Below are 20,536 nucleotides of genomic sequence, written 5' to 3' on the forward strand. Positions count from 1 at the left end.
TTCACATGTCTCCTGATCTTCTCAAGCTCATCTTCGGCCGGCTCGGCTTCGAATCGCTGCCGCTGCACGAGCCGATCGTCGTCGGCACCTTCGTGGTGGTCGCGCTCGGCGGCGCCGCGCTGCTCGGCGGTCTCACCTATTTCCGCCTCTGGGGTTATCTCTGGCGCGAATGGTTCACCACGGTGGACCACAAGCGCATCGGCATCATGTACATGATCCTCGGCATCGTGATGCTGCTGCGCGGCTTTGCCGACGCGCTGATGATGCGCGGCCAGCAGATGCTGGCCTTTGGCGGCTCCGAAGGCTATCTCAACGCCCATCACTACGACCAGGTCTTCACAGCCCACGGCGTGATCATGATCTTCTTCGTGGCGATGCCGCTTGTCACGGGCCTGATGAACTACGTCGTGCCGCTGCAGATCGGCGCGCGCGACGTCTCGTTCCCGTTCCTGAACAATTTCAGCTTCTGGATGACGGTCGGCGGCGCGGTTCTGGTGATGGCTTCGCTGTTCATCGGTGAGTTCGCCCGCACCGGCTGGCTGGCTTATCCGCCGCTGTCGAACATCGGCTACAGTCCCGATGTCGGCGTCGACTATTACATCTGGGCGCTGCAGGTCGCCGGCGTCGGCACGACCTTGTCCGGCATCAACCTGATCTGCACCATCGTCAAGCTGCGCTGCCCCGGCATGACCATGATGAAGATGCCGGTGTTCACCTGGACCTCGCTCTGCACCAACGTCCTGATCGTCGCCTCCTTCCCGGTCCTGACCGTCGTGCTCGCGCTGCTGTCGCTCGACCGCTATGTCGGCACCAACTTCTTCACGAACGATTTCGGGGGCAGCCCGATGATGTACGTGAACCTGATCTGGATCTGGGGCCACCCCGAGGTCTACATCCTGGTTCTCCCGGCGTTCGGCATCTTCTCCGAGGTGACCTCGACGTTCTCCGGCAAGCGGCTGTTCGGCTACACCTCGATGGTCTACGCCACGGTGGTCATCACCATTCTGTCGTACCTGGTGTGGCTGCACCACTTCTTCACGATGGGCTCGGGCGCCAGCGTCAACTCGTTCTTCGGCATCACCACGATGATCATCTCGATCCCGACGGGCGCGAAGATGTTCAACTGGCTGTTCACGATGTATCGCGGCCGCATCCGCTACGAGCTGCCGATGATGTGGACGATCGCCTTCATGCTGACCTTCGTGATCGGCGGCATGACCGGCGTGCTGCTGGCGGTGCCGCCGGCCGACTTCGTCCTGCACAACAGCCTGTTCCTGATCGCGCATTTCCACAACGTGATCATCGGCGGCGTGGTGTTCGGCGCCTTCGCCGGCATCTCCTACTGGTTCCCGAAGGCGTTCGGCTTCAAGCTCGATCCGTTCTGGGGCAAGCTGTCGTTCTGGTTCTGGGTCACCGGCTTCTACCTCGCCTTCATGCCGCTCTATGTGCTCGGCCTGATGGGCGTGACCCGCCGCCTGCGCGTATTCGACGACCCGTCCCTGCAGATCTGGTTCGTCATCGCCGCGATCGGCGCCGGCCTCGTGCTCCTCGGCATCATGTGCATGCTGGTGCAGTTCGCGGTCAGCTTCCTCAGGCGCGAGCAGCTCAAGGACGTCACCGGCGATCCCTGGGATGCGCGCACGCTGGAATGGGCGACCTCCTCGCCGCCGCCGGACTACAACTTCGCCTTCACCCCCGTCGTTCACGACAATGACGCATGGTGGGACATGAAGCGCCGCGGCTACCAGCGTCCGCTCACTGGCTTCCGGCCGATCCACATGCCCAGCAGCACGGGCACCGGCATCATCCTCGCCGGCCTCGCCACCGCGATGGGTTTTGGCCTGATTTGGTACATCTGGTGGCTGGCTGCCGTGAGCTTCATCGCGATGCTCGCCGTCGGGATCGGTCACACCTTCAACTATCACCGCGACTTCGACATTCCGGCTGACGACGTCATCCGGACCGAGGACGCGCGCACCAAACTGCTCGCCGGAGCCAAGTAAATGACTGTTGCCGTCAATCCCTCACAAACCGGCGAGCCGATCTTCTACGTCGCCGAGGAGCATCCGCATCCGGAAGGCTGGAGCACCTCGCTCGGCTTCTGGATCTACCTGATGAGCGATTGCCTCATCTTCGCGATCCTGTTCGCCACCTTCGGCGTGCTCGGCGGCAATTACGCCGCCGGACCGGCGCCGAAAGACCTGTTCGACCTGAACCTGGTCGCGGTGAACACCTCGATGCTGCTGCTGTCGTCGATCACCTACGGCTTCGCCATGCTGACGATGCAGCAGAACAAGGTCGCGCAGACGCAAATCTGGCTGGCGATCACCGGCCTGTTCGGCCTCGCCTTCATCGGCATCGAGCTCACCGAGTTCGCCCACATGATCCATGAGGGTGCCACGCCGCAGCGCAGCGCCTTCCTGTCCGCCTTCTTCACCCTGGTCGGCACCCACGGCCTGCACGTCTCCTGCGGCCTGATCTGGCTGGTGACCTTGATGGTGCAGGTCGGCAAGTTCGGCCTGATCGAGGCCAACCGCCGCCGTCTGATGTGCCTGTCGATGTTCTGGCACTTCCTCGACGTGGTCTGGATCGGCGTCTTCACCTTCGTCTATCTCCTGGGAGTTCTGCGATGAGCACCGATACCCACGCCGCCCACGCGGACGACCATCACCACGACGGCGGCCATTCCCACGGCACGTTTTCGAGCTACATGCTCGGCTTCGTGCTCTCGGTCGTGCTGACCGCGATCCCGTTCTGGCTGGTGATGAGCGGCGCGCTGCCGAACAAGCAGATCACCGCCCTCGTCATCATGGCCTTCGCGGTCGTGCAGATCGTCGTGCACATGATCTACTTCCTGCACATGAACACGACGTCCGAGAACGGCTGGAGCATGATGGCGCTGATCTTCACCATCGTCATGGTGGTGATCGCGCTGTCGGGTTCGCTGTGGGTGATGAGCCACCTCAACAGCAACATGATGCCGATGCACCAGATGAGCGGGATGAATTGAACGAGATCGGGACCGTGACGGACAAGGAAGGCGCGTCGCGCGGCAAGGCTGCGCGCGCGCCCTCCCTGTGGCTGACGGTCCTCTCGCTGATCGCCTTCGTCATCCTGATCGCACTCGGCGTCTGGCAGATCGAGCGCCGGGCCTGGAAGCTGGCGCTGATCGACCGCGTCGAGCAGCGCGTCCATGCCCCGGCGGCGCCGATCCCCTCGCCCGCCTCATGGCCCGCGGTCAGCGCCACCAACGACGAATACAGGCATGTCCACGTCACCGGCCGCTTCCTGCATGACCGCGAGACGCTGGTGCAGGCCGTCACCGAGGAAGGCCCGGGCTATTGGGTGCTGACGCCGCTTCAGCGCGGCGACGGCACGCAGGTCCTGATCAACCGCGGCTTCGTGCCGTCGGAGCGGCGCGACGCATCGAGCCGCCAAAGCGGCAATCCGGACGGCCAGGTCGAGATCACCGGCCTGCTCCGCATCACCGAGCCCAAAGGCGGGTTCCTCCGCAACAACGTGCCTCAGCACAACCGCTGGTATTCGCGCGATGTCGCCGCGATCGCGATGGCCCGAGGTCTCCACGATGTCGCGCCCTTCTTCGTCGATGCCGATGCGGGATCACAATCCGGCGTCGGGCCGATCGGCGGATTGACCGTGATCCGCTTTCCCAATAACCACCTGATCTACGCGCTGACGTGGTTTGCCCTGGCCTTCATGCTGGCCGGCAGGCTCTTCGTCACATTCGGCGGCGGGCTGTTCCGCCGCAAGCGCTTCGTCCACGACAAGGCCGGCGGCCGGGATGCCGCCACGCGCAGGACGGGATCAGATGCTGGAACGATCGTCGAACAGGCCTGACGACGGGAAGACGCATTCCCAGACATTTGCGCGTGACGGGGTGGCCGTCACGCTGCAATCGCAGGCGGATGCGCGCAGCGAGCTGGTCGGTGCTGCGCCGACTGACGACGAGACCAATCGCAAGAACATGGCGCTGCTGATCCAGCTGCGCTGGACCGCGGTAGTCGGCCAGATCGTGACCATCGGCGGCGTGCATTTTGGGCTCGGCATTCCCCTGCCCCTGGAGCGGATGGGCGCGGTGATCGGCGCGCTGGTGCTGCTCAACGTCTCCAGCCTGATCTGGGTGCGCCATCGCGCCGCGATCACCAATAACGAGCTGCTGGTCGCCCTGATGCTCGACGTCGCCGCGCTGACCGCGCAACTTTACCTCTCCGGCGGCGCCACCAACCCCTTCACCTCGCTGTTCCTGCTCCAGGTGACGCTCGGCGCGGTGCTGCTCGATGCGCGCTCGACCTGGTCGCTTGTCGCGCTGACCTGCGCGAGTTTTGTCTGGCTGACGCTGGCGTACCGACCGCTGGACCTGCCGCCGAACCCGTTGAGTGAGACTTATTCTCTCACCGTGCTGGGCATGCTGCTCGGCTTCGTGCTCAACGCCGTGCTGCTGGTCGTGTTCGTCACCCGCATCAATCGAAACCTGCGCGAGCGCGACGCGCATCTGGCGGCGTTCCGCCAACATGCCGCCGAGCAGGACCACATCATACGCATGGGCCTGCTTGCCTCCGGCGCGGCGCATGAGCTCGGCACGCCGCTCGCCTCGCTCTCGGTGATCCTCAGCGATTGGCGCCGCATGCCGGATCTCGCCGCCGATCAGGAGCTCGCCGAGGATCTCGCCGAGATGGAAACCTCGCTGCAGCGCTGCAAGTCGATCGTCACGGGCATCCTGGTGTCGGCCGGCGAAGCGCGGGGCGAAGGCTCCTCGCCGACGACGGTGACGGCCTTCGTGACCGCTTTGGTCGACGAATGGCGCGACGCGCGCTCGGCGCGGACGCTCTACTTCGTCAATACGTTCGGCGCGGACGTTGCGATCGTCTCCGACGTCGCCTTGAAGCAGGTCATCTTCAACGTGCTCGACAACGCCTATGAGGTCTCGCGCGATTGGGTCGAGCTCGTGGCCGAGCGCGAGGGCGACAACCTCGTGCTGTCGATCAGTGACCGCGGCCCGGGCTTTGCGCCGGAGATGCTGGCGCAGCTCGGCAAGCCCTATCAGTCGAGCAAGGGCCGCGCCGGCGGCGGGCTCGGGCTGTTCCTGGTGGTCAACGTCGTGCGCAAGCTGGGGGGCAGCGTCACGGCTGAGAACCACAGGAAACGCGGCGCCACCGTGCGCCTGACGCTGCCGCTCGCAACGCTGGCGATCGGAGGGAATTTTGACGCCTGACCGTTCGCTCATCGTCGTCGAGGACGATGCCGGCTTCGCCCGCACGCTAAAGCGCTCGTTCGAGCGCCGCGACTACGAGGTCGTGCTGGCCGCCTCGATCGAGGACGTGCGCAAGGCCCTGGAGGAGCGAACCTTCGGCCATGCCGTGGTCGACCTCAAGCTCGGCGGCGCCTCCGGCCTTGCCTGCGTCGAGCTGCTGCACGCGCATGATCCCGACATGCTGATCGTGGTGCTCACAGGCTTTGCCAGCATCTCCACCGCCGTGGAGGCGATCAAGCTCGGCGCTTGCCATTATCTGGCAAAGCCCTCCAACACCGACGATATCGAAGCCGCCTTCACCAAGGCCGAGGGCAATACCGAGGTCGCGCTCGATGCGCGGCCGACCTCGATCAAGACGCTGGAATGGGAGCGCATCCACCAGACGCTGATCGAGACCGATTTCAACATCTCGGAAGCAGCGCGGCGATTGGGCATGCACCGGCGCACGCTGGCAAGGAAGCTCGAGAAGCGGCCGGTGAAGTAGGCCGTCCGCAACTTCTCACCGCCGTCATTCCGGGGCGTGCGAAGCACGAGCCCGGAATCCATCGGGCGACAGAGACGGTGACGAATGGATTCCGGGCTCTCGCTTCGCACGCCCCGGAATGACGGCGGTGTCACACGGCTGCCCCCTCCGACCCCAAACAAAAAGCCCGGCCGAACGGCCGGGCTTTTGATTGCTTGCGCAGAACGAAAGCGCTTACGCGGCCTCGTCGGCGACGGAGGTGTCGCCGCCATCGGTATCGTCAGTATCGCCCTCGGCATCCGCATCGGCTTCACCTTCGGCTTCCGCCTTGGCGTTACGGCGCGGGCTCTTGGCGAGCTGGGCTTCGATCTCCTTGACCGCTTCGGTCTCGGTCGAGTGCTGCACCACCGCGATCTCGCGGGACAGGCGATCGAGCGCCGCTTCATAGAGCTGGCGTTCGCTGTAGGACTGCTCCGGCTGCGATTCCGAGCGATAGAGGTCGCGCACGACTTCCGCGATCGCGACGATGTCGCCCGAATTGATCTTCGCTTCGTATTCCTGGGCGCGGCGCGACCACATGGTGCGCTTGACGCGGGCGCGGCCCTTGAGGGTCTCCAGCGCCTTCTTCACCAGCACGGGCTCGGACAGCTTGCGCATGCCGACATTGGCGACCTTGGCGGTCGGCACGCGCAGCGTCATCTTGTCCTTGATGAAGTTGATGACGAACAGCTCGAGCTTGGCACCTGCGATCTCCTGCTCCTCGATGGCCAGGATCTGGCCGACGCCGTGAGCGGGATAGACGACGAATTCGTTGGCCTTGAAGCCCTGGCGCTGGGTCACGACCTTCTTTTCCTCGACCTTCGGCGCAGCAACGGGCTTCGCGGCCGGCTTGGCAGCGGCGACGGGAGCCTTGGCAGGAGCAGCGGCAACGGGAGCCTTCGGCGCGGCGGGCTTGGCAGCGGGGGCCTTGGACGCGGGCGCCTTGGCAGTCACAGGCTTGGCAGCAGGCTTTGCAGCGGTCGCTTTCGCGGCCGGTTTGGCAGTCTTGTTAGGCATTGCGCTTCTTTTGTTCTTCGAGGACTTTGCAGCCGGTGCCTTCGTCGCGGTCCGACCCTTGGATGCGCTACGGCTGGCCGCGGCGACTTTTTTGGCCTCCTTATGGGAAGCCCTCGCTGAAGTACTCTTTTTACGCGTTTTCTGTGACACAGCCTGCGCGCGGAAACTGCCACGCCCCTGTTCGACATTTGGTTTCACGGGAACCCAGAGGGGCCAACGGGGCTGACGGGGTTCGGCTTAATGTGCCCAATATAGCACATTTCCCGCAAAAATCAATGATTTAGGGGTCTTCAGGGCTGGTTTTCGGCGGCAGCGCCGCTATTAGGGTTAAGTTTGGGCCCGATTTAGTCGCCGGAGCCGGGGTTCGGAGAAAAATATTTCTCGAACTTGCCTTCCATGCCGTCGAATTCCTTGGCGTCGGCAGGTGATTCTTTCTTCTGGGTGATGTTCGGCCAGCTCTTGGCGTACTGGGTGTTCACTTCCAGCCACTTCTCGAGGCCCGGTTCCGTGTCCGGCTTGATGGCGTCGGCGGGGCATTCCGGCTCGCACACGCCGCAATCGATGCACTCGTCCGGGTGGATGACGAGCATGTTGTCACCCTCGTAGAAACAGTCGACCGGGCAGACCTCGACGCAGTCGGTGTACTTGCACTTGATGCAGTTTTCAGTGACGACGTAAGTCATCCAACGCTCCGAAAAGCTCTTTTAAAAGTCGCGGCTTGCGTAGCGCGGATGGCCCGGCGCCGCAAGGTCGGGAAGGCCCGATCATGACACTTGTGTGCGTTTCATCGACCAAGAAATGAATGCGATGCGCAATTAATTGCGCGCACCGAGCTCCTCGTAGAGCACGCGGGCCGAAGCAGCATCGCCGCGGCGTTCGCTAAAGCCTGTCACTCTCAACACGCGGACGGTGCGATCGAGCGCGACGGTGATGACGTCGCCGAGCTTGATCGCGTGACCAGGCGACTTTTCGCGCTCACCGTTGACGCGAACGTGGCCCTTTTCGACGAGTTCAGCGGCCGAGGTGCGCGCCTTCACCACCCGCGCGTGCCACAGCCATTTGTCGAGGCGCTGCCGCTCGGTCGTGGGATCACTCCTTGCGGCCGGACAGCTGTTCTTTCAACGCGGCAAGTTTCGCGAAGGGCGAGTTCGGATCGGCGGGACGATCGCGCTCGCGCGGGTTCGCGCTCGAAGCGTAGGGGCGCAGCGACGGACCGCCCTGGCGGTCACGCCCCTTGTCGCGGTCGCGGCCACGATTGTCGCGGCCCTTGTCGCGATCGCCGCCGAACTTGCCCTTGTCGCGATCGCGGCCCTTGTTGTCGCGGTCCTTGCCCTCGAAGCGGCGCTTGTCGTCGCGCCCCTCGGGACGCGGCGCGCCGCCCTCGCCACCTTCGCGCGGCTTGCGGAAGTCTCTGCCGCCGTCGCGACGATGACCGCCATGACGGCGCTCGCCCCGCTTCTCACCATCGGCCGCTTGCGCAGCTTCGCCTTCGGCGGGCGCGGCGCCGGCCTCAGCGCCGGCCTGCGGACGCTGGTTGTTATGGTGACGCTGATGGCGATGGCGCTCGTGGCGCGGCTTGCGATCCTCGTGACGGCCGCCGGGACGCCAGACCTCGACCAGCTCGGGCTCGGCGGGCGCGGCTGCAACCTCAGGCGCAGCGTCGGGCGATGCAGCAGCTTCGGTCGCGGCCGGCTCGGCGGCAGCAGCTTCAAGGCCTGCAGCTTCCGGGGCGGCAGCGGTCTCTTCGGCCGGCGGCGCGATGCCGGGGGCGTCTTCGGGCGTGACCGGAGCTTCAGGCGCAGCTTCCAGCGCGGGCTCCGCTTGCGCGGCCTCGTCCTGCTGCTCCATGCCGGGCGCGTCTTCGACGGTGACGGCTTCGACAACGGCCTCCGTGGATGTCTCCTCGGGCAGGCCGGCGACGGCCTCCACGGCGGTCTCGGTCGAGGTCTCGGCGCTACCTTCAGCCGGCGGCGTCTCGGCCGCGACCGTCTCAGTCACGACAGGCTTCTGCGGCAGCGGCGGACGCTTCTCCATGCGATAGCCGAGCGCGCGCAGCACCGAGGCAAAATCCTCGCCTGCAGATCCCGTCAGCGAGGTCATGGCCTGCGTGACGACAAAGCTGCGGCCGTCGAAGGCGCCGGCCGGCTTTTCGCCGGACGCGTTCTCGCGCCAGGCCAGCGCCGGGCGGATCAGATCGGCCAGGCGCTCCAGGATATCGACGCGCACGGCGCGCTCGCCGGCCTGCTTGTAGCCGAGCACGCGATAGGCATCGCGCGGCAGCGCCTTGTCGACCGGGAACGAAGTGCGCCCCGACGAGGCCAGATGCTGCGCGCCCGAGAGCGAGGACAGATCGACATTGTCCTGCTTCAGCGCCCACAGCAGCGCGGCGAGCGCGCGCGCGGCGGGCTTGAGCAGGCCGGGGAAATAGATGTGATAGGCGCCGAAACGGACGCCGTATTTGCGCAACACCGCGCGCGAGGGCTGGTCGAGATCCTTCAGCTCGTTGGCGATCTTCGGCCGTTCCAGCACGCCGAGCGCCTCGACCAGCTGATAGGCGATGCCGCGGGCAATGCCGGTGACATCCTCGGCCTTGGAGAGCTCGAACATCGGCCCGAGCAGCTTTTCGATATGGGTCTTGAGCCAGAGCTCGAGCCGGGCCTGCACCTTATCACGCGGCGCCCCGGTCAGGCGCTCGTCGGAGATGATGCGGATACGCGGATGCAGCGCGTCCTCTGCGGCAGACAGTCGCGCCACGGCATCGCCGGTCCAGCGGATGATGCCTTCCGAGGTCAGCACGAACTGGTCGTCCGGCGCATTGCCCAATCGTTCGGCGCGCGTGTTGATCTCGCCGGCGAGCACCGCTTGCGCTGCAGCCTGCAAGGCTTTCGCATCGGAGCCCGCTTCCGCAGCGTCCGGTGCAAAGGTGAAGCCGTCGAGGCGGCCGATGACATGGCCTTCGACGATGACTTCGCCGGTCTTGCCGATTTCAGTATTCAAGCTCGTGTTCTCCCGCAGGCGGCGCATCAATACACTGGTCCGGCGATCAACGAAACGCTCAGTCAAGCGTTCATGGAGCGCATCCGATAATTTATTTTCGACCTCGCGGGCGATTCCCTGCCAGCGTTCGGGGTCTTTCAGCCAGTCCGGACGGTTGGCGACGAAGGTCCAGGTGCGGATTTGCGCGATCCGGGCCGACAGCGTGTCGATGTCGCCGTCGATGCGGTCGGCCTGGGTGATCTGGGCTTCGAACCAGGCATCGGGAATGCATCCCTTGCGCATCAGGAAGCCGTAAAGCGTGGTCACCAGTTCGGCATGGGCGGCCGGCGACAATTTCCTGTAGTCCGGGACCTGGCAGGCCTCCCACAGCCGCTCCACCGCCTCTTTGCCATGCGCGATATCGCGCACCTCGGCGTCGCGGGCGGCATGGTCGAGCACGCGCATGTCCTCGGCGATGGGCGCGCGGGTCAGCGCCTCGTGGCCGGGGCCGAGGTTCAGGGAGACCTGCAGCGCGCCGAGCGAGGCGAAATCCAGCTTGGCGTTGCGCCATTGCAGCATCTTCACGGGATCGAAGGTGTGGTTCTGCAGCGCGTTGACGAGTTCGGGCTCGAACGGCGCGCAGCGGCCCGTGGTGCCGAAAGTGCCGTTGCGCGTGGCGCGGCCGGCGCGGCCGGCGATCTGCGCGAATTCGGACGGCGTCAGGCGGCGGAACTGATAGCCGTCGAACTTGCGGTCGGAGGCGAAGGCGACGTGGTCGACGTCGAGATTGAGGCCCATGCCGACGGCATCGGTGGCGACGAGATAATCGACGTCGCCGTTCTGGAACATCGCCACCTGCGCGTTGCGCGTGCGGGGCGAGAGCGAGCCCAGCACCACGGCGGCGCCGCCATGCTGGCGGCGGATCAGCTCGGCGATGGCATAGACTTCATCCGCCGAGAACGCGACGATGGCGGTGCGGCGCGGCTGGCGCGTGATCTTGCGGTCGCCGGCGAATTCGAGCTGCGACAGGCGCGGCCGCGTGATCATGGAGACGCCCGGCAGCAGCCGCTCGATGATCGGGCGCATCGTGGCGGCGCCCAGCAGCAGCGTCTCGTCGCGGCCGCGGCGATTGAGGATGCGATCGGTGAAGACATGGCCGCGTTCGAGATCGCTGGCGATCTGCACCTCGTCGACGGCGAGGAAGGAGACATCGAGGTCGCGCGGCATCGCTTCGACCGTCGAGACCCAATAGCGCGGGCTCTTCGGCTTGATCTTCTCCTCGCCGGTGACGAGCGCGACCGCCTCGCTGCCGACCCTTGCGGCGATCTTGTTGTAGACCTCGCGCGCGAGCAGGCGCAGCGGCAGGCCGATCATGCCCGAGGGATGCGCGAGCATCCGTTCGATGGCGAGATGGGTCTTGCCGGTGTTGGTCGGCCCGAGCACCGCGGTGACGCCGGCGCCGGGCACGCGATCAGAAGCTGCGCGCTCGGAAGCGAAGGGGGAGGAGGAAAAGGGCATCTGGGGGATTAGGTAGTGGCGAATTGGGCGAATGTCAGTGCCGGATTGGGGCGGGGGGATGCACGGCGCCAAATGCGCTAACCGCTGTCATGCCCCGGCTTGACCGGGGCATCCAGTACGCAGCGGCCCATCCGCTTCACCACAACCGCCTCGGCGTACTGGATCGCCCGGTCAAGCCGGGCGATGACACCGTGGATGTGGGAACCACTCCCCAAACCTCCCGCAACTGTCTCACTTTGCGACGCTTTTCCCGTTCGCTTTAAGCTTCGGAACGACTCTAGAACGAATCGCGGCCGAATCGCTGACTCCAGATTGAGTCCCGTTCCGTTCACGCAACATGTCGCGGGAGTCTTGTTGGGTGCGACTAGATGGAGTTTTCGGTTGCCGCACAAGTGACGTTTCGAGGGCGGAAAGCCTTAAGTTGGGGACGGCACGGAGTCGAATCAGAATCGCCGAGGAGTCAAATGGATTCCCGGAGCGGCGCCCTGCCCAACTCATTTTTGCGAAGACAACCCCATGCACAGTAGGGATGTGATTGAAATTACTTGCTTTCTTACCCTCCCCCTCCAGGGGAGGGTTAACGCGACCGCCGCCGCCGTCCTACTGCGTCTTCGCGACCCGCGGCGGCTGGGCGGTGGTGATGAAGCTGGTGGCTTCCAGCATGGCAGGCCCGAGCGGCGTCGGCACTTTCAGCCAGAACGGGACCAGGATGCGGGTGCCCGCGATCGGGGCAAACGCGATCTCGATGTTGCGCTGGGCGGCGAGGTATTTGATCACGGGGCGATCGGGGATGTAGCCCGCGACCGGCACGAAATACAGCGAGCAGACCACGACCGGGCCCTTGTAGCCCTTCTCTGCCTTCACGGTCTCCATGCGCTTGAAATCGAGCTTGAGCTCGTAGCGCATGCGGCCGTCGAACACGGGCGCCGAGTTGTGGCAGGCCTCCGGCGAGACGGGATCGCCGGTGCCGGGCACGCGCAGCAGCGAGGCTGTCATGGGGTCCCAGACGCCGCGGCGGTGCGCGTCGGTGACGACGATACGGTCCGGATCGACCGGCGGCTCGGGCAGGATCGCAAAATCCTTCACATTGCCCTTGTCGAGCGTGATGCGGATTTCTTCGGTCTTCTTCTGGGTGGTGGTGGAGGCCTGGTAGCCGGTCGCGACCAGCGCGCCATTGACGACGCGGCCCTGCGAGGCGCCGGTGCCGGACCCGCCGGTGAACGACTTCAGAAGCCCCGAGGTGCCGCCCGCGGCCGCCGCCGAGAACACATCGTCCTGGATGTCGATGTTCCAGCCGCCCTTACCGACGGGAATGCCCGACAGCGAGGCCTCATATTGCGCCTCGAGCTTGCCCTGCGCCGCCGCCGGCACCGCGCCCCAAGCCAACGCCAGCCCGCAAAACGCCGCCACCCAGCCGGCAAAACGCGGGCTGGCGGAGCGCAAGTTGCGCGCATGAGAGGGCGTTGTGGGCACGAAGCAATCCAATCGGGGCCGCGATGGCCGTTACTTAAGCGAAAAACCGCGGCAAACAATGTGTCCCGGCATGTCCGCCGGGGAACTCCACCGGAGTCTTCAGCGGCGAATACGCCCTTTATGTGATGGTAAGGCGCGACAAACATTGCCGTTTTGGTGATCGGGAAGGTGCCGCGGGCTCCGAAACCTCTTCCCGCCTTCCGCCGTCATGCCCCGGCTTGACCGGGGCATCCAGTACGCTGCGGCCCCTCTAGTCAGCTGCGCTGCCTCGGCGTACTGGATCGCCCGGTCAAGCCGGGCGATGACACCTGATTTGCCGCCTGAGATCCCGGGTTCGCGCTCGCGCGCGCCCCGGGACGACGGGCCAAAAATGGCCCGTCGCCTTGACGTCCCGCCCCTTCCCCCCTATACCGTCCGCCCGCTCCCTGCAAGGACAAAAGAATTTGCCCCCGTGGCGCCCAGAATGGCGGCCGCACATCGTTGGGGGTTCGAACTCAAGGATTGATACCATGTCTCGCCGCTGCGAACTGACGGCCAAGGGCCCCCTCGTCGGCCACAAGGTCAGCCACTCCAACATCAAGACCAAGCGCCGCTTCCTGCCGAACCTCGTCAATGTGACGTTCCAGTCGGAAGCCCTGGAGCGCAACGTGCGCCTGCGCGTCTCCACCAACGCGGTGAAGAGCGTCGACCACAATGGCGGCCTCGACGCCTTCCTGCTCAAGGCCAACGCCGACGTCCTCTCCCCGCGCGCCCTCGAGCTGAAGCGCGCCATCCAGAAGAAGGTCGGCCCGTCGACCGCGCCGGCGAAGAAGGCGAGCTAAGAGTTTTACCGTTAGGGCGGGGGCTAGGTTGCGTCGCGTGGCGTAGGCTTAGCCAAGTAGAGTTTGCGTTGCGGCCGGATCGGAAGATCCGGCCGTTTTTGTTTTTGGGCAGAGGTACGAAAGTAGCCTAGTTCAGGTTCGATCCTTTTGGATAAGCTAGCGGAAACTACAAGCAATAGTTGCTAGATGGGGGCTGGCTACGGGCGGGCTGCGAGACCACGCAATTGTGCGCTCAGCGATCGGAGGAGCCATACTCCTCACCGCGCTCTGCACTGCGGCTACTTCACAAAGTCGAAACGCCATCGCAAGGCACTGCCTAGCGATTACAGACGTCAACGCACGCGTCGACTGCTTGGAGACTGGCATCCTACCGGAAGCGCAGTCAACCATCACACCACAGCAGGCTCCAGCGCTTCAACCCAGCCCAAGCTTCGATTGTCGGGCGGCCAAATCATCGATGGAGCGCGCCATATGCACTGATGTCACCTTAGCTCAGTGGGATGCGTTGATGGGACGCACTTATCAACAAGCGCTAAGGACTTACAAGGATCGCCAAGCGCTATTCGAAAACCAGCGAAGCTGGCTGACGCAACGCGAGACAGCATGCTCCTCCGTTGCTGGCAACATGACTTGGTCATGCATACTCGACGCGACGAAGCTCCGCGTCACTTTCCTAAACAAGATCGCCAACTCAAGCACCGATCAAAGTCCCACGCCTCAAGTCACCAATCCTGTTTCATCACCACCAACTCAGACACGTTTAGAACCTCCAATAGCTAACCCAATTAATTCCGGTACGCGCGGCTCGAAAACGTCGACCGCCGTCTCCGACGACGACGGGTTCCCATTGATCACCGGACTCGCTGTTCTGGTCTGCTCGTTCGTCGCCCTAAAGCTGGTCCGCAACATCTGGCGACGCCGATACCTGACAAAAAAATACGGCCCTCAGGAAGCCGCTCAGATCATGGCGCGGGAAGTCTGGCAGGGGATGACAGCAGAACAACTAACCGAATCCCGAGGCCGTCCTGCGGACATCGGACGAGAGATCATCCGCACGCGCACTAAGGAAACGTGGAAGTACGGCCAAACTGGAAAGAACCGATTTCAAAATCGCATCTATCTTGAGGACGGCATTGTAATCGGCTGGAAGATTTAGGCTTGCAACCGCATTGAGCGGACAACCGATCCAGCCGCCATATTTATACATGAGGGGGACACCGATGGATCGATTCGTCGCACTATTGAATAGCGTGTGGCAACTATTTCTGGCCTTGCCGCCCATTACCCAATGGGCCGTCACTATGTTGTTAGTGTGCCTCATCATCGCACACGGATTTCGCTACAACGAGCACACCGTTCATGAAGGGCCCTCAATTTTTACAACAGCGGGAATCTTCTTTACGTTTCTCGGTATTGCAGAAGGTCTCTACGCTTTTGACCCGCAGAAAATCGATGCAAGCATTCCAACGCTGCTCGATGGACTGAAGACCGCATTTATTGCCTCCGTAGTCGGGGTCGGGGCGGCGCTTACTCTGAAATTGCGGTTTGCAACCTTCGGCGTAAAACGCTCGAGCACTGATGAGAGGGTCGAAGGCGCCACCGTGGACGACCTCTACGGGCAACTCATTAGTCTGCAGCGCTCGCTGGTGGGCGACGAAGAAGCAACAGTCATTTCTCAACTGAAGCTTAGTCGACAAGACACGAACGATCGACTGGATGCTCTCGGAAAATCGCAGGCCGCCTTTATGCAGCGGCTTGCCGAAAGCAATTCGAAAGCCCTGATCATTGCGCTGCAGGAAGTGATCCGCGACTTCAACTCAAAGATTACAGAACAATTCGGAGACAATTTCAAACAGCTCAACGAAGCCGTAGGAGCGATGCTCGAATGGCAAAAACAATACCGAGCACAAATAGGCGAGATGATCCATCAACAATCGCTCGCCGCGGAGAATATGAACACAGCCTCAACTCGGTACGAGGCACTTGTCACTAACGCCGAAGACTTTTCAAACGTCGCAAAGGCACTTGATGGCTTGCTTAATGGGCTTGAGGCTCAACGAGGCCAAATCACCGAATCTCTCGCGCAACTCGGACAACTTCTTGGAGCAGCCTCCGCGGGCTTGCCTCAGATCGAGACCAAAATAATTCAGTTAACGGAACAAATGACGCAAGGCGTCAAACAAAACCAAGAGGCAATGACCGCCACTTTGCGTAATGCCACCACGACGCTGGAGTCGTCGATAGCGGACATCCGCAAAGTTTTACTTGAGACAACCCAGACGGCCGGCTCGCATATGAGCGATCACGTTCGATCGGTGACAAATGCAGTCGAGGTGAAGATTTCCCAACTCAACGAGCAGCTCACCTCTGGCGTAAAGCAAAACCAAGATTCGATGACGGCAGCTCTGCGAGACGCCGCAGCGGCCTTCCAGTTAGCAATTGCCGACATTCGCAACTTGTTGCTTGAAACCACGCAAGCCGCCAATACTCAAATCAACGATCATGTCAGGTCGCTATCCGACAGAACAACCGAGCAGTTCGCTAAGCTCGACGCTGCACTCGAAACCGAGCTATCAAAGTCAATCTCGTCCCTAGGCCGACAACTGACCGCGCTCTCCAAGCAGTTTGTTGACGATTACACCCCGCTCACGGATCGCCTGCGCACAGTTCTTCAGATGAGCCGAGGTTAAAGGCCATGAAGTTGGAAACCAGAAGCTCGCGCGCTCGCCCACAAGAGGACCACTGGGTTCCTCTTAGTGACCTGATGACGGGTCTAATGATGATCTTTCTTCTTGTCGCGATAGTCTTCATGCTCCAAGTAAAAAAGAACGAGGCCAGAATCGTAGAAGCGCAAAGCCGAATTCGAGAAATTGCTACCCGCTATACTGATCTTCGCGGGCAGCTCTACAAAGAGTTATCCGAAGAGTTTAGGGATGACTTACCCAAATGGCGCGCGTCGATTAAGCCAGATCTATCGATCCGGTTCGAGGAACCAAGCGTTCAGTTCGATACGGGCGCGGCGATCGTTAAGGACGGATTTAAGTCGACCCTCAACAGCTTTTTCCCCCGATACATCAAAATTCTCAGATCACCAAAATATGCGGATGCGATCGAAGAGGTTCGCATTGAAGGCCATACGTCTTCGCTATGGAAGAACCTCGCACCCGAACCTGCTTACTACGAGAATATGCGACTATCACAGGAACGCGCTCGCTCCGTCCTGATGCATGTCTTCGGCATCCAAGCCATTCGCGATGACGAGACGTTGCGTTGGATTCTTGCCCGAGTAACGGCCAATGGCTTGTCTTCGGCAAGGCGCCTTGTCACTCCAGATGGGGGAGAGGATCTGATGGGGTCTCAGCGGGTTGAGTTTCGCGTCAGAACCGCCGCCGAGGACCAATTGTCCAGGATACTCGGAGCGCTCGGCCGATGAAGCTTCCGAATTTCGATGAGAACAGTGAATTGAACGCCTTGCGCCACGCAATGAGAGCTAGCCCGCGCGACTACACGCCGCCTCCGCCCTCAGATGCGCTGACCACCGAAGAGATTGAGCGACTGGCTGGCGAAGGGATCGATATCCCGCTCGATGAGGTGCAACTCCTGAACGACGGCACGCACGTCTACAAAGGAAGGAGAGTCATAGTCTATATTCGCGATGTCGCCGACTACGGCGGAAGGCTGTCAATGCCAAAGTTTCACCTGGCAATGTGCAGCACGCTTAGCATGATGATGGAGGCGGGCAGATTTAGAACACGCTATGTAGTAGCGACCCGAGAGGACGGCAGGTTTAGCATTCAGAGGATACGTGGCGAGACCGCAATTAAGAGCGAGGAACATTTGAATGTTTGCCAACAGTGCCTCGACGAACTGAACTACAGATCTTTTGCGATGAAGATGGAGCGAACGCGCCGTCAAGCACTGGTACAATCGTTTTCCATCAAGGACTTCTTCGCTGAATTTGGAAAGAGTTGTGTCTGGGCCAATCCTAAATTCGACGATATCAGCGGACCCACTAACGTTTACAGCCCCAATTTCTATAGAATATCGAAGGCGTTGAAGGAGCGGCGAGGATATCGTTGCGAGCAAGTCCGATGCAAGATCGACCTATCCGCGCCCCCGAATAGGAGGTTTCTTCATGCACACCATTTGAATGCGGATAAGTCCGACAATCACCCAACGAACATCAAGCTACTTTGCATTCGTTGTCACGCTAGCGAATTTCAGCACTCTCACCTCAGAGACAATCCTGACTACGCCATCTTTTGTAAAAAATTCCCCTAACTGGCCTGAAAAGTTCTCTGCATAGCCATGAAGAAGCCAACCGCTCTTACTGATGAAGAAAAGCGAGTAATCAAATCTATGCTCGCCGAGGGAATGCGAAATCAAGATATTCACACCCTAATCAATTATGAACGAGAAGCGACCATTAACTTCGGGCGCATCGCCGGGATCAAGAAGGACGCCAGCATCATTCCTGCGTCTGCTGAAGAGACGGCATTCTTTAAAAGACGGAAGCGCAGCTTCGATCCAGTTACAGGGTTGAATCTCTACAGGGATGAACGACTAATTCGCGCTCGGGAAGCGATGGCGCTTGCCGTAACAATCTTCAACAGCGGTATCTTCAAGTTCAAAACAGAGGTTTTTGCAGTTTTGGCAAACATCGCTTGGACCTATTTGCTGCATGAGCATTATCAGCGCGCCGGCATCTCGCCAATGAATTCGGACGGCACAACTTTTGCTCTTAGTTTTATGTTGTCCCGCGCGGACTGCCCCTTGTCGAAAGGGGTGAAGAAGAATCTGATGTCGCTGAAGACGATCCGCGATGATGTCGAACACAAAATGCTCGGCAGAAGTGACGCAAAGTGGCTAGGGCTATTTCAGGCCTGCTGCTTGAATTTCGACAGAATGCTCGCAAGTTGGTTTGGGCCAAGAGTCAGCCTTCAACAAGATTTGTCGGCGGCTCTCCAATTTAGCAAGCCTGAAATAGAGCAACTTGGGCAGCTGACAGCATATGACGTACCTCCCAACATCACTGCTCTTGACGCGCTTTTAAGAAAGGACATGTCGGAGGGCGACTTAGATGACTTGGAGTACCAATTCAGGGTTGTTTATACATTCGATAGTGCCTCTAAAGGAAAAGCACACATTCATTTTCTTAGCCCCGACTCCGCCGAAGGCAAAAGCATTCAGAATGTTCTTCAGAAATTCAAGATCGCAGACGACTTGTATCGCTACAAGCCGGGAGACGTAGTGAAGATCGTTAGAAAGGCAACACGAAAACCGTTCACGATGAGTGATCATTCGAACGCATGGCAAAGGCACAAAGTACGTCCATCAAGCGGCGCCAGCGCCCCCGACAAGACCAACCGTGATTACTGCATCTATCATCCTGCGCACAAGGATTATACTTACAACGACAAATGGATTGAACTGTTGGTCGGGGAACAAGGTGAAAGCAAAGGTATCCCAATTGCAACCGGTGATCTCGCCCAGTAGCTGACGATGATAGCCTTGCTGGAGGCCAGAGCGGCCCGTCCTGTTCTGCGTCGCATCTTTCCGCTATACTCGCCCCGGTAGCATCACCCCGAGGCGCATCCCATGGACCACGCCGCCACCCCCGACCGCAAGCCCGAGCCGAAAAACCTCGTCATCTGCTGTGACGGCACCGGCAACGAGATCAGCGAGAACATCTCCAACGTCCTGAAGCTGTATCGCTGCCTGCGCAAGACCGACAAGACGCATCCGCGGCAGATGGTGTTTTACGACCCCGGGGTCGGCACGGTGACGGAGCCGACGACGTGGCATCGGCTCAAGGCCAACGTCAACCTGGTGCTGGGGCTCGCCACCGGCTACGGGCTCGATGACAACGTGCTCTCGGCCTATTGCTTCCTGGTCGAGCATTACGCCCCCGGCGACAAGATCTACCTGTTCGGCTTTTCGCGCGGCGCCTACACGGTGCGCGTGCTGGCGGGGCTGATCCACAAGATCGGCCTGATCTCGCCGGAGCAGGCCAACCTCGCCGGCTCGGGCCTCGTCGCCTACAAGCAATATTCCGGCACCGGGCGCGGCAACGACATCGAGGATCTCAAGGATATCGCGACCGACGAGAGCGGGCCGCTGCCGAAGGACGCGTTCGACCTCGCCGCGCAGTTCGCGCGCATCACCTCGACGCGCTGGCCGACCATCCACTTCATCGGCGTGTGGGACACGGTGGCGAGCGTGATCGTGCCGCGGCGCGACAACTTCTTCTTCCTGTTCAGCCTGGAGGAGCTCGCCTTCACGCTGCGCAACCCCAGCGTCAAGACCTTCCGGCAGGCGATCGCGATCGACGAAGAGCGCTGCATGTTCCGCCTGAAGCAATACCGCGAGCCGCAGGAGTTCTGGAGCAACCGCTACGTGCCCGACGAGAAGAAGGTGCCGCAGGACATCCTGCAGGTGTGGTTTGCCGGCGTGCACAGCGACGTCGGCGGCGGCTATCCGGAAGCCGAGAGCGGGGATTCGAAATATCCGCTGATCTGGATGATCGAGGAGGCGGAGAAGGCGGGGCTGAACTTCAACCCGGCGACCATCAAGCAGCTCGCCTGGGGCATCCAGCGCAAGAACTCGCCGTTTCAATATGTCGCCCCGGCCTACACTGGCAAGACCGGCGTGCTGCACAATTCGATGACGGCGGGCTGGCGGCTGCTGGAGTACATCCCCAAAAGCGCGAAGTACAAGGAATGGCCGGAGCGGAAGGTGTTTCTCGGCTTCTACATCCCCGATTGCGAGCCGCGCCTGATTCCCGAAGGCGCGCATGTGCACGAGAGCGTGCTGAAGCGGATGGAAGTGGAGCCGGAGTACCGGCCAGTGAACATGCCGAAGGAGTATGTGACGGTGCCGATGCCGGTGCCGCCGGGGGTGGAGGCGGCGGAGAGCGTGACGGGGTGATCGGGGACTTTCTTACCCTCCCCTGGAGGG

17 protein-coding genes and 1 pseudogene are annotated in these 20,536 nt (G+C 61.7%); 13 read left to right on the plus strand and 5 right to left on the minus strand.

Annotated features, from left to right (window positions below; translation table 11 throughout):
• The first annotated feature begins 5 nt into the window (after positions 1-5).
• From cyoB to SE92_RS21240, 6 genes are read left to right on the plus strand one after another with little or no spacing between them, the layout of a single operon-like run.
• The gene (gene cyoB / locus SE92_RS21215; RefSeq protein ID WP_063198070.1) at positions 6-2,003 is read left to right on the plus strand and encodes a cytochrome o ubiquinol oxidase subunit I; all 1,998 of its coding nucleotides are present in this window, start codon (positions 6-8) and stop codon (positions 2,001-2,003) included.
• Complete coding sequence (gene cyoC, locus SE92_RS21220) at positions 2,004-2,633, plus strand: cytochrome o ubiquinol oxidase subunit III (protein WP_063198071.1); 630 nt, start codon at positions 2,004-2,006, stop codon at positions 2,631-2,633.
• On the plus strand, positions 2,630-3,010 hold the full coding sequence (gene cyoD / locus SE92_RS21225; protein WP_063198073.1) for a cytochrome o ubiquinol oxidase subunit IV: 381 nt from the start codon (positions 2,630-2,632) through the stop codon (positions 3,008-3,010). Before cyoC ends, cyoD begins: the two co-directional genes overlap by 4 nt.
• Complete coding sequence (locus SE92_RS21230; RefSeq protein WP_063198075.1) at positions 3,007-3,858, plus strand: SURF1 family protein; 852 nt, start codon at positions 3,007-3,009, stop codon at positions 3,856-3,858. The genes cyoD and SE92_RS21230 overlap by 4 nt, the downstream gene beginning before the upstream one ends.
• Positions 3,830-5,233 carry an ATP-binding protein gene (locus SE92_RS21235; protein ID WP_063198076.1) on the plus strand — a complete coding sequence of 468 codons (1,404 nt, stop codon included), beginning with the start codon at positions 3,830-3,832 and terminating at the stop codon, positions 5,231-5,233. The genes SE92_RS21230 and SE92_RS21235 overlap by 29 nt, the downstream gene beginning before the upstream one ends.
• Positions 5,223-5,756, plus strand: a complete 534-nt coding sequence (locus tag SE92_RS21240) for a response regulator transcription factor (protein ID WP_063198078.1) — start codon at positions 5,223-5,225, stop codon at positions 5,754-5,756. The genes SE92_RS21235 and SE92_RS21240 overlap by 11 nt, the downstream gene beginning before the upstream one ends.
• A 213-nt stretch (positions 5,757-5,969) precedes the next feature.
• On the opposite strand, the gene SE92_RS21245 is transcribed toward SE92_RS21240, so the two are convergent.
• The 5 genes and pseudogenes from SE92_RS21245 to SE92_RS21265 all read right to left on the minus strand — a co-directional run bounded on the left by SE92_RS21245 (position 5,970) and on the right by SE92_RS21265 (position 12,695).
• The gene (locus SE92_RS21245; RefSeq protein WP_084251865.1) at positions 5,970-6,791 is read right to left on the minus strand and encodes a CarD family transcriptional regulator; all 822 of its coding nucleotides are present in this window, start codon (positions 6,789-6,791) and stop codon (positions 5,970-5,972) included.
• Positions 6,792-7,135: 344 nt separating this feature from the next.
• Entirely contained in the window at positions 7,136-7,474 is a 339-nt protein-coding gene (gene fdxA / locus SE92_RS21250) for a ferredoxin FdxA (RefSeq protein WP_063198086.1), read from the minus strand.
• Between the two features lie 132 nt (positions 7,475-7,606).
• Positions 7,607-7,870, minus strand: a pseudogene (locus SE92_RS21255) (RNA-binding S4 domain-containing protein); the annotation flags it as partial.
• Positions 7,871-7,880: 10 nt separating this feature from the next.
• The gene (locus tag SE92_RS21260) at positions 7,881-11,285 is read right to left on the minus strand and encodes a helicase-related protein (RefSeq protein ID WP_063198089.1); all 3,405 of its coding nucleotides are present in this window, start codon (positions 11,283-11,285) and stop codon (positions 7,881-7,883) included.
• 600 nt (positions 11,286-11,885) lie between these two features.
• The gene (locus tag SE92_RS21265; protein WP_063203681.1) at positions 11,886-12,695 is read right to left on the minus strand and encodes a DUF3108 domain-containing protein; all 810 of its coding nucleotides are present in this window, start codon (positions 12,693-12,695) and stop codon (positions 11,886-11,888) included.
• A gap of 572 nt (positions 12,696-13,267) precedes the next feature.
• Here SE92_RS21265 and rpmB point away from each other — a divergent pair.
• From rpmB to SE92_RS21300, 7 genes are all read left to right on the plus strand, one after another.
• Positions 13,268-13,579, plus strand: a complete 312-nt coding sequence (gene rpmB, locus SE92_RS21270) for a 50S ribosomal protein L28 (RefSeq protein ID WP_063198091.1) — start codon at positions 13,268-13,270, stop codon at positions 13,577-13,579.
• 226 nt (positions 13,580-13,805) lie between these two features.
• Positions 13,806-14,735, plus strand: coding sequence for a lysozyme inhibitor LprI family protein (locus SE92_RS35110; protein WP_283806785.1), 930 nt, complete (start codon positions 13,806-13,808; stop codon positions 14,733-14,735).
• A 64-nt stretch (positions 14,736-14,799) separates the two neighbouring features.
• The gene (locus tag SE92_RS21280) at positions 14,800-16,269 is read left to right on the plus strand and encodes an MlaD family protein (protein ID WP_063198095.1); all 1,470 of its coding nucleotides are present in this window, start codon (positions 14,800-14,802) and stop codon (positions 16,267-16,269) included.
• Between the two features lie 86 nt (positions 16,270-16,355).
• Entirely contained in the window at positions 16,356-17,012 is a 657-nt protein-coding gene (locus SE92_RS21285) for an OmpA family protein (RefSeq protein WP_198172730.1), read from the plus strand.
• A complete protein-coding gene (locus SE92_RS21290; protein ID WP_063198098.1) occupies positions 17,009-17,860 on the plus strand; it encodes a hypothetical protein in 852 nt (283 codons plus the stop codon). The genes SE92_RS21285 and SE92_RS21290 overlap by 4 nt, the downstream gene beginning before the upstream one ends.
• A 27-nt stretch (positions 17,861-17,887) precedes the next feature.
• Complete coding sequence (locus SE92_RS21295) at positions 17,888-19,075, plus strand: DUF3644 domain-containing protein (protein WP_198172732.1); 1,188 nt, start codon at positions 17,888-17,890, stop codon at positions 19,073-19,075.
• Between the two features lie 102 nt (positions 19,076-19,177).
• On the plus strand, positions 19,178-20,506 hold the full coding sequence (locus SE92_RS21300) for a T6SS phospholipase effector Tle1-like catalytic domain-containing protein (RefSeq protein ID WP_063198100.1): 1,329 nt from the start codon (positions 19,178-19,180) through the stop codon (positions 20,504-20,506).
• The last annotated feature ends 30 nt before the right edge of the window (positions 20,507-20,536 follow it).

The sequence above is a fragment of the Bradyrhizobium sp. AT1 genome, assembly GCF_001590795.1.
Classification (GTDB): domain Bacteria; phylum Pseudomonadota; class Alphaproteobacteria; order Rhizobiales; family Xanthobacteraceae; genus Bradyrhizobium.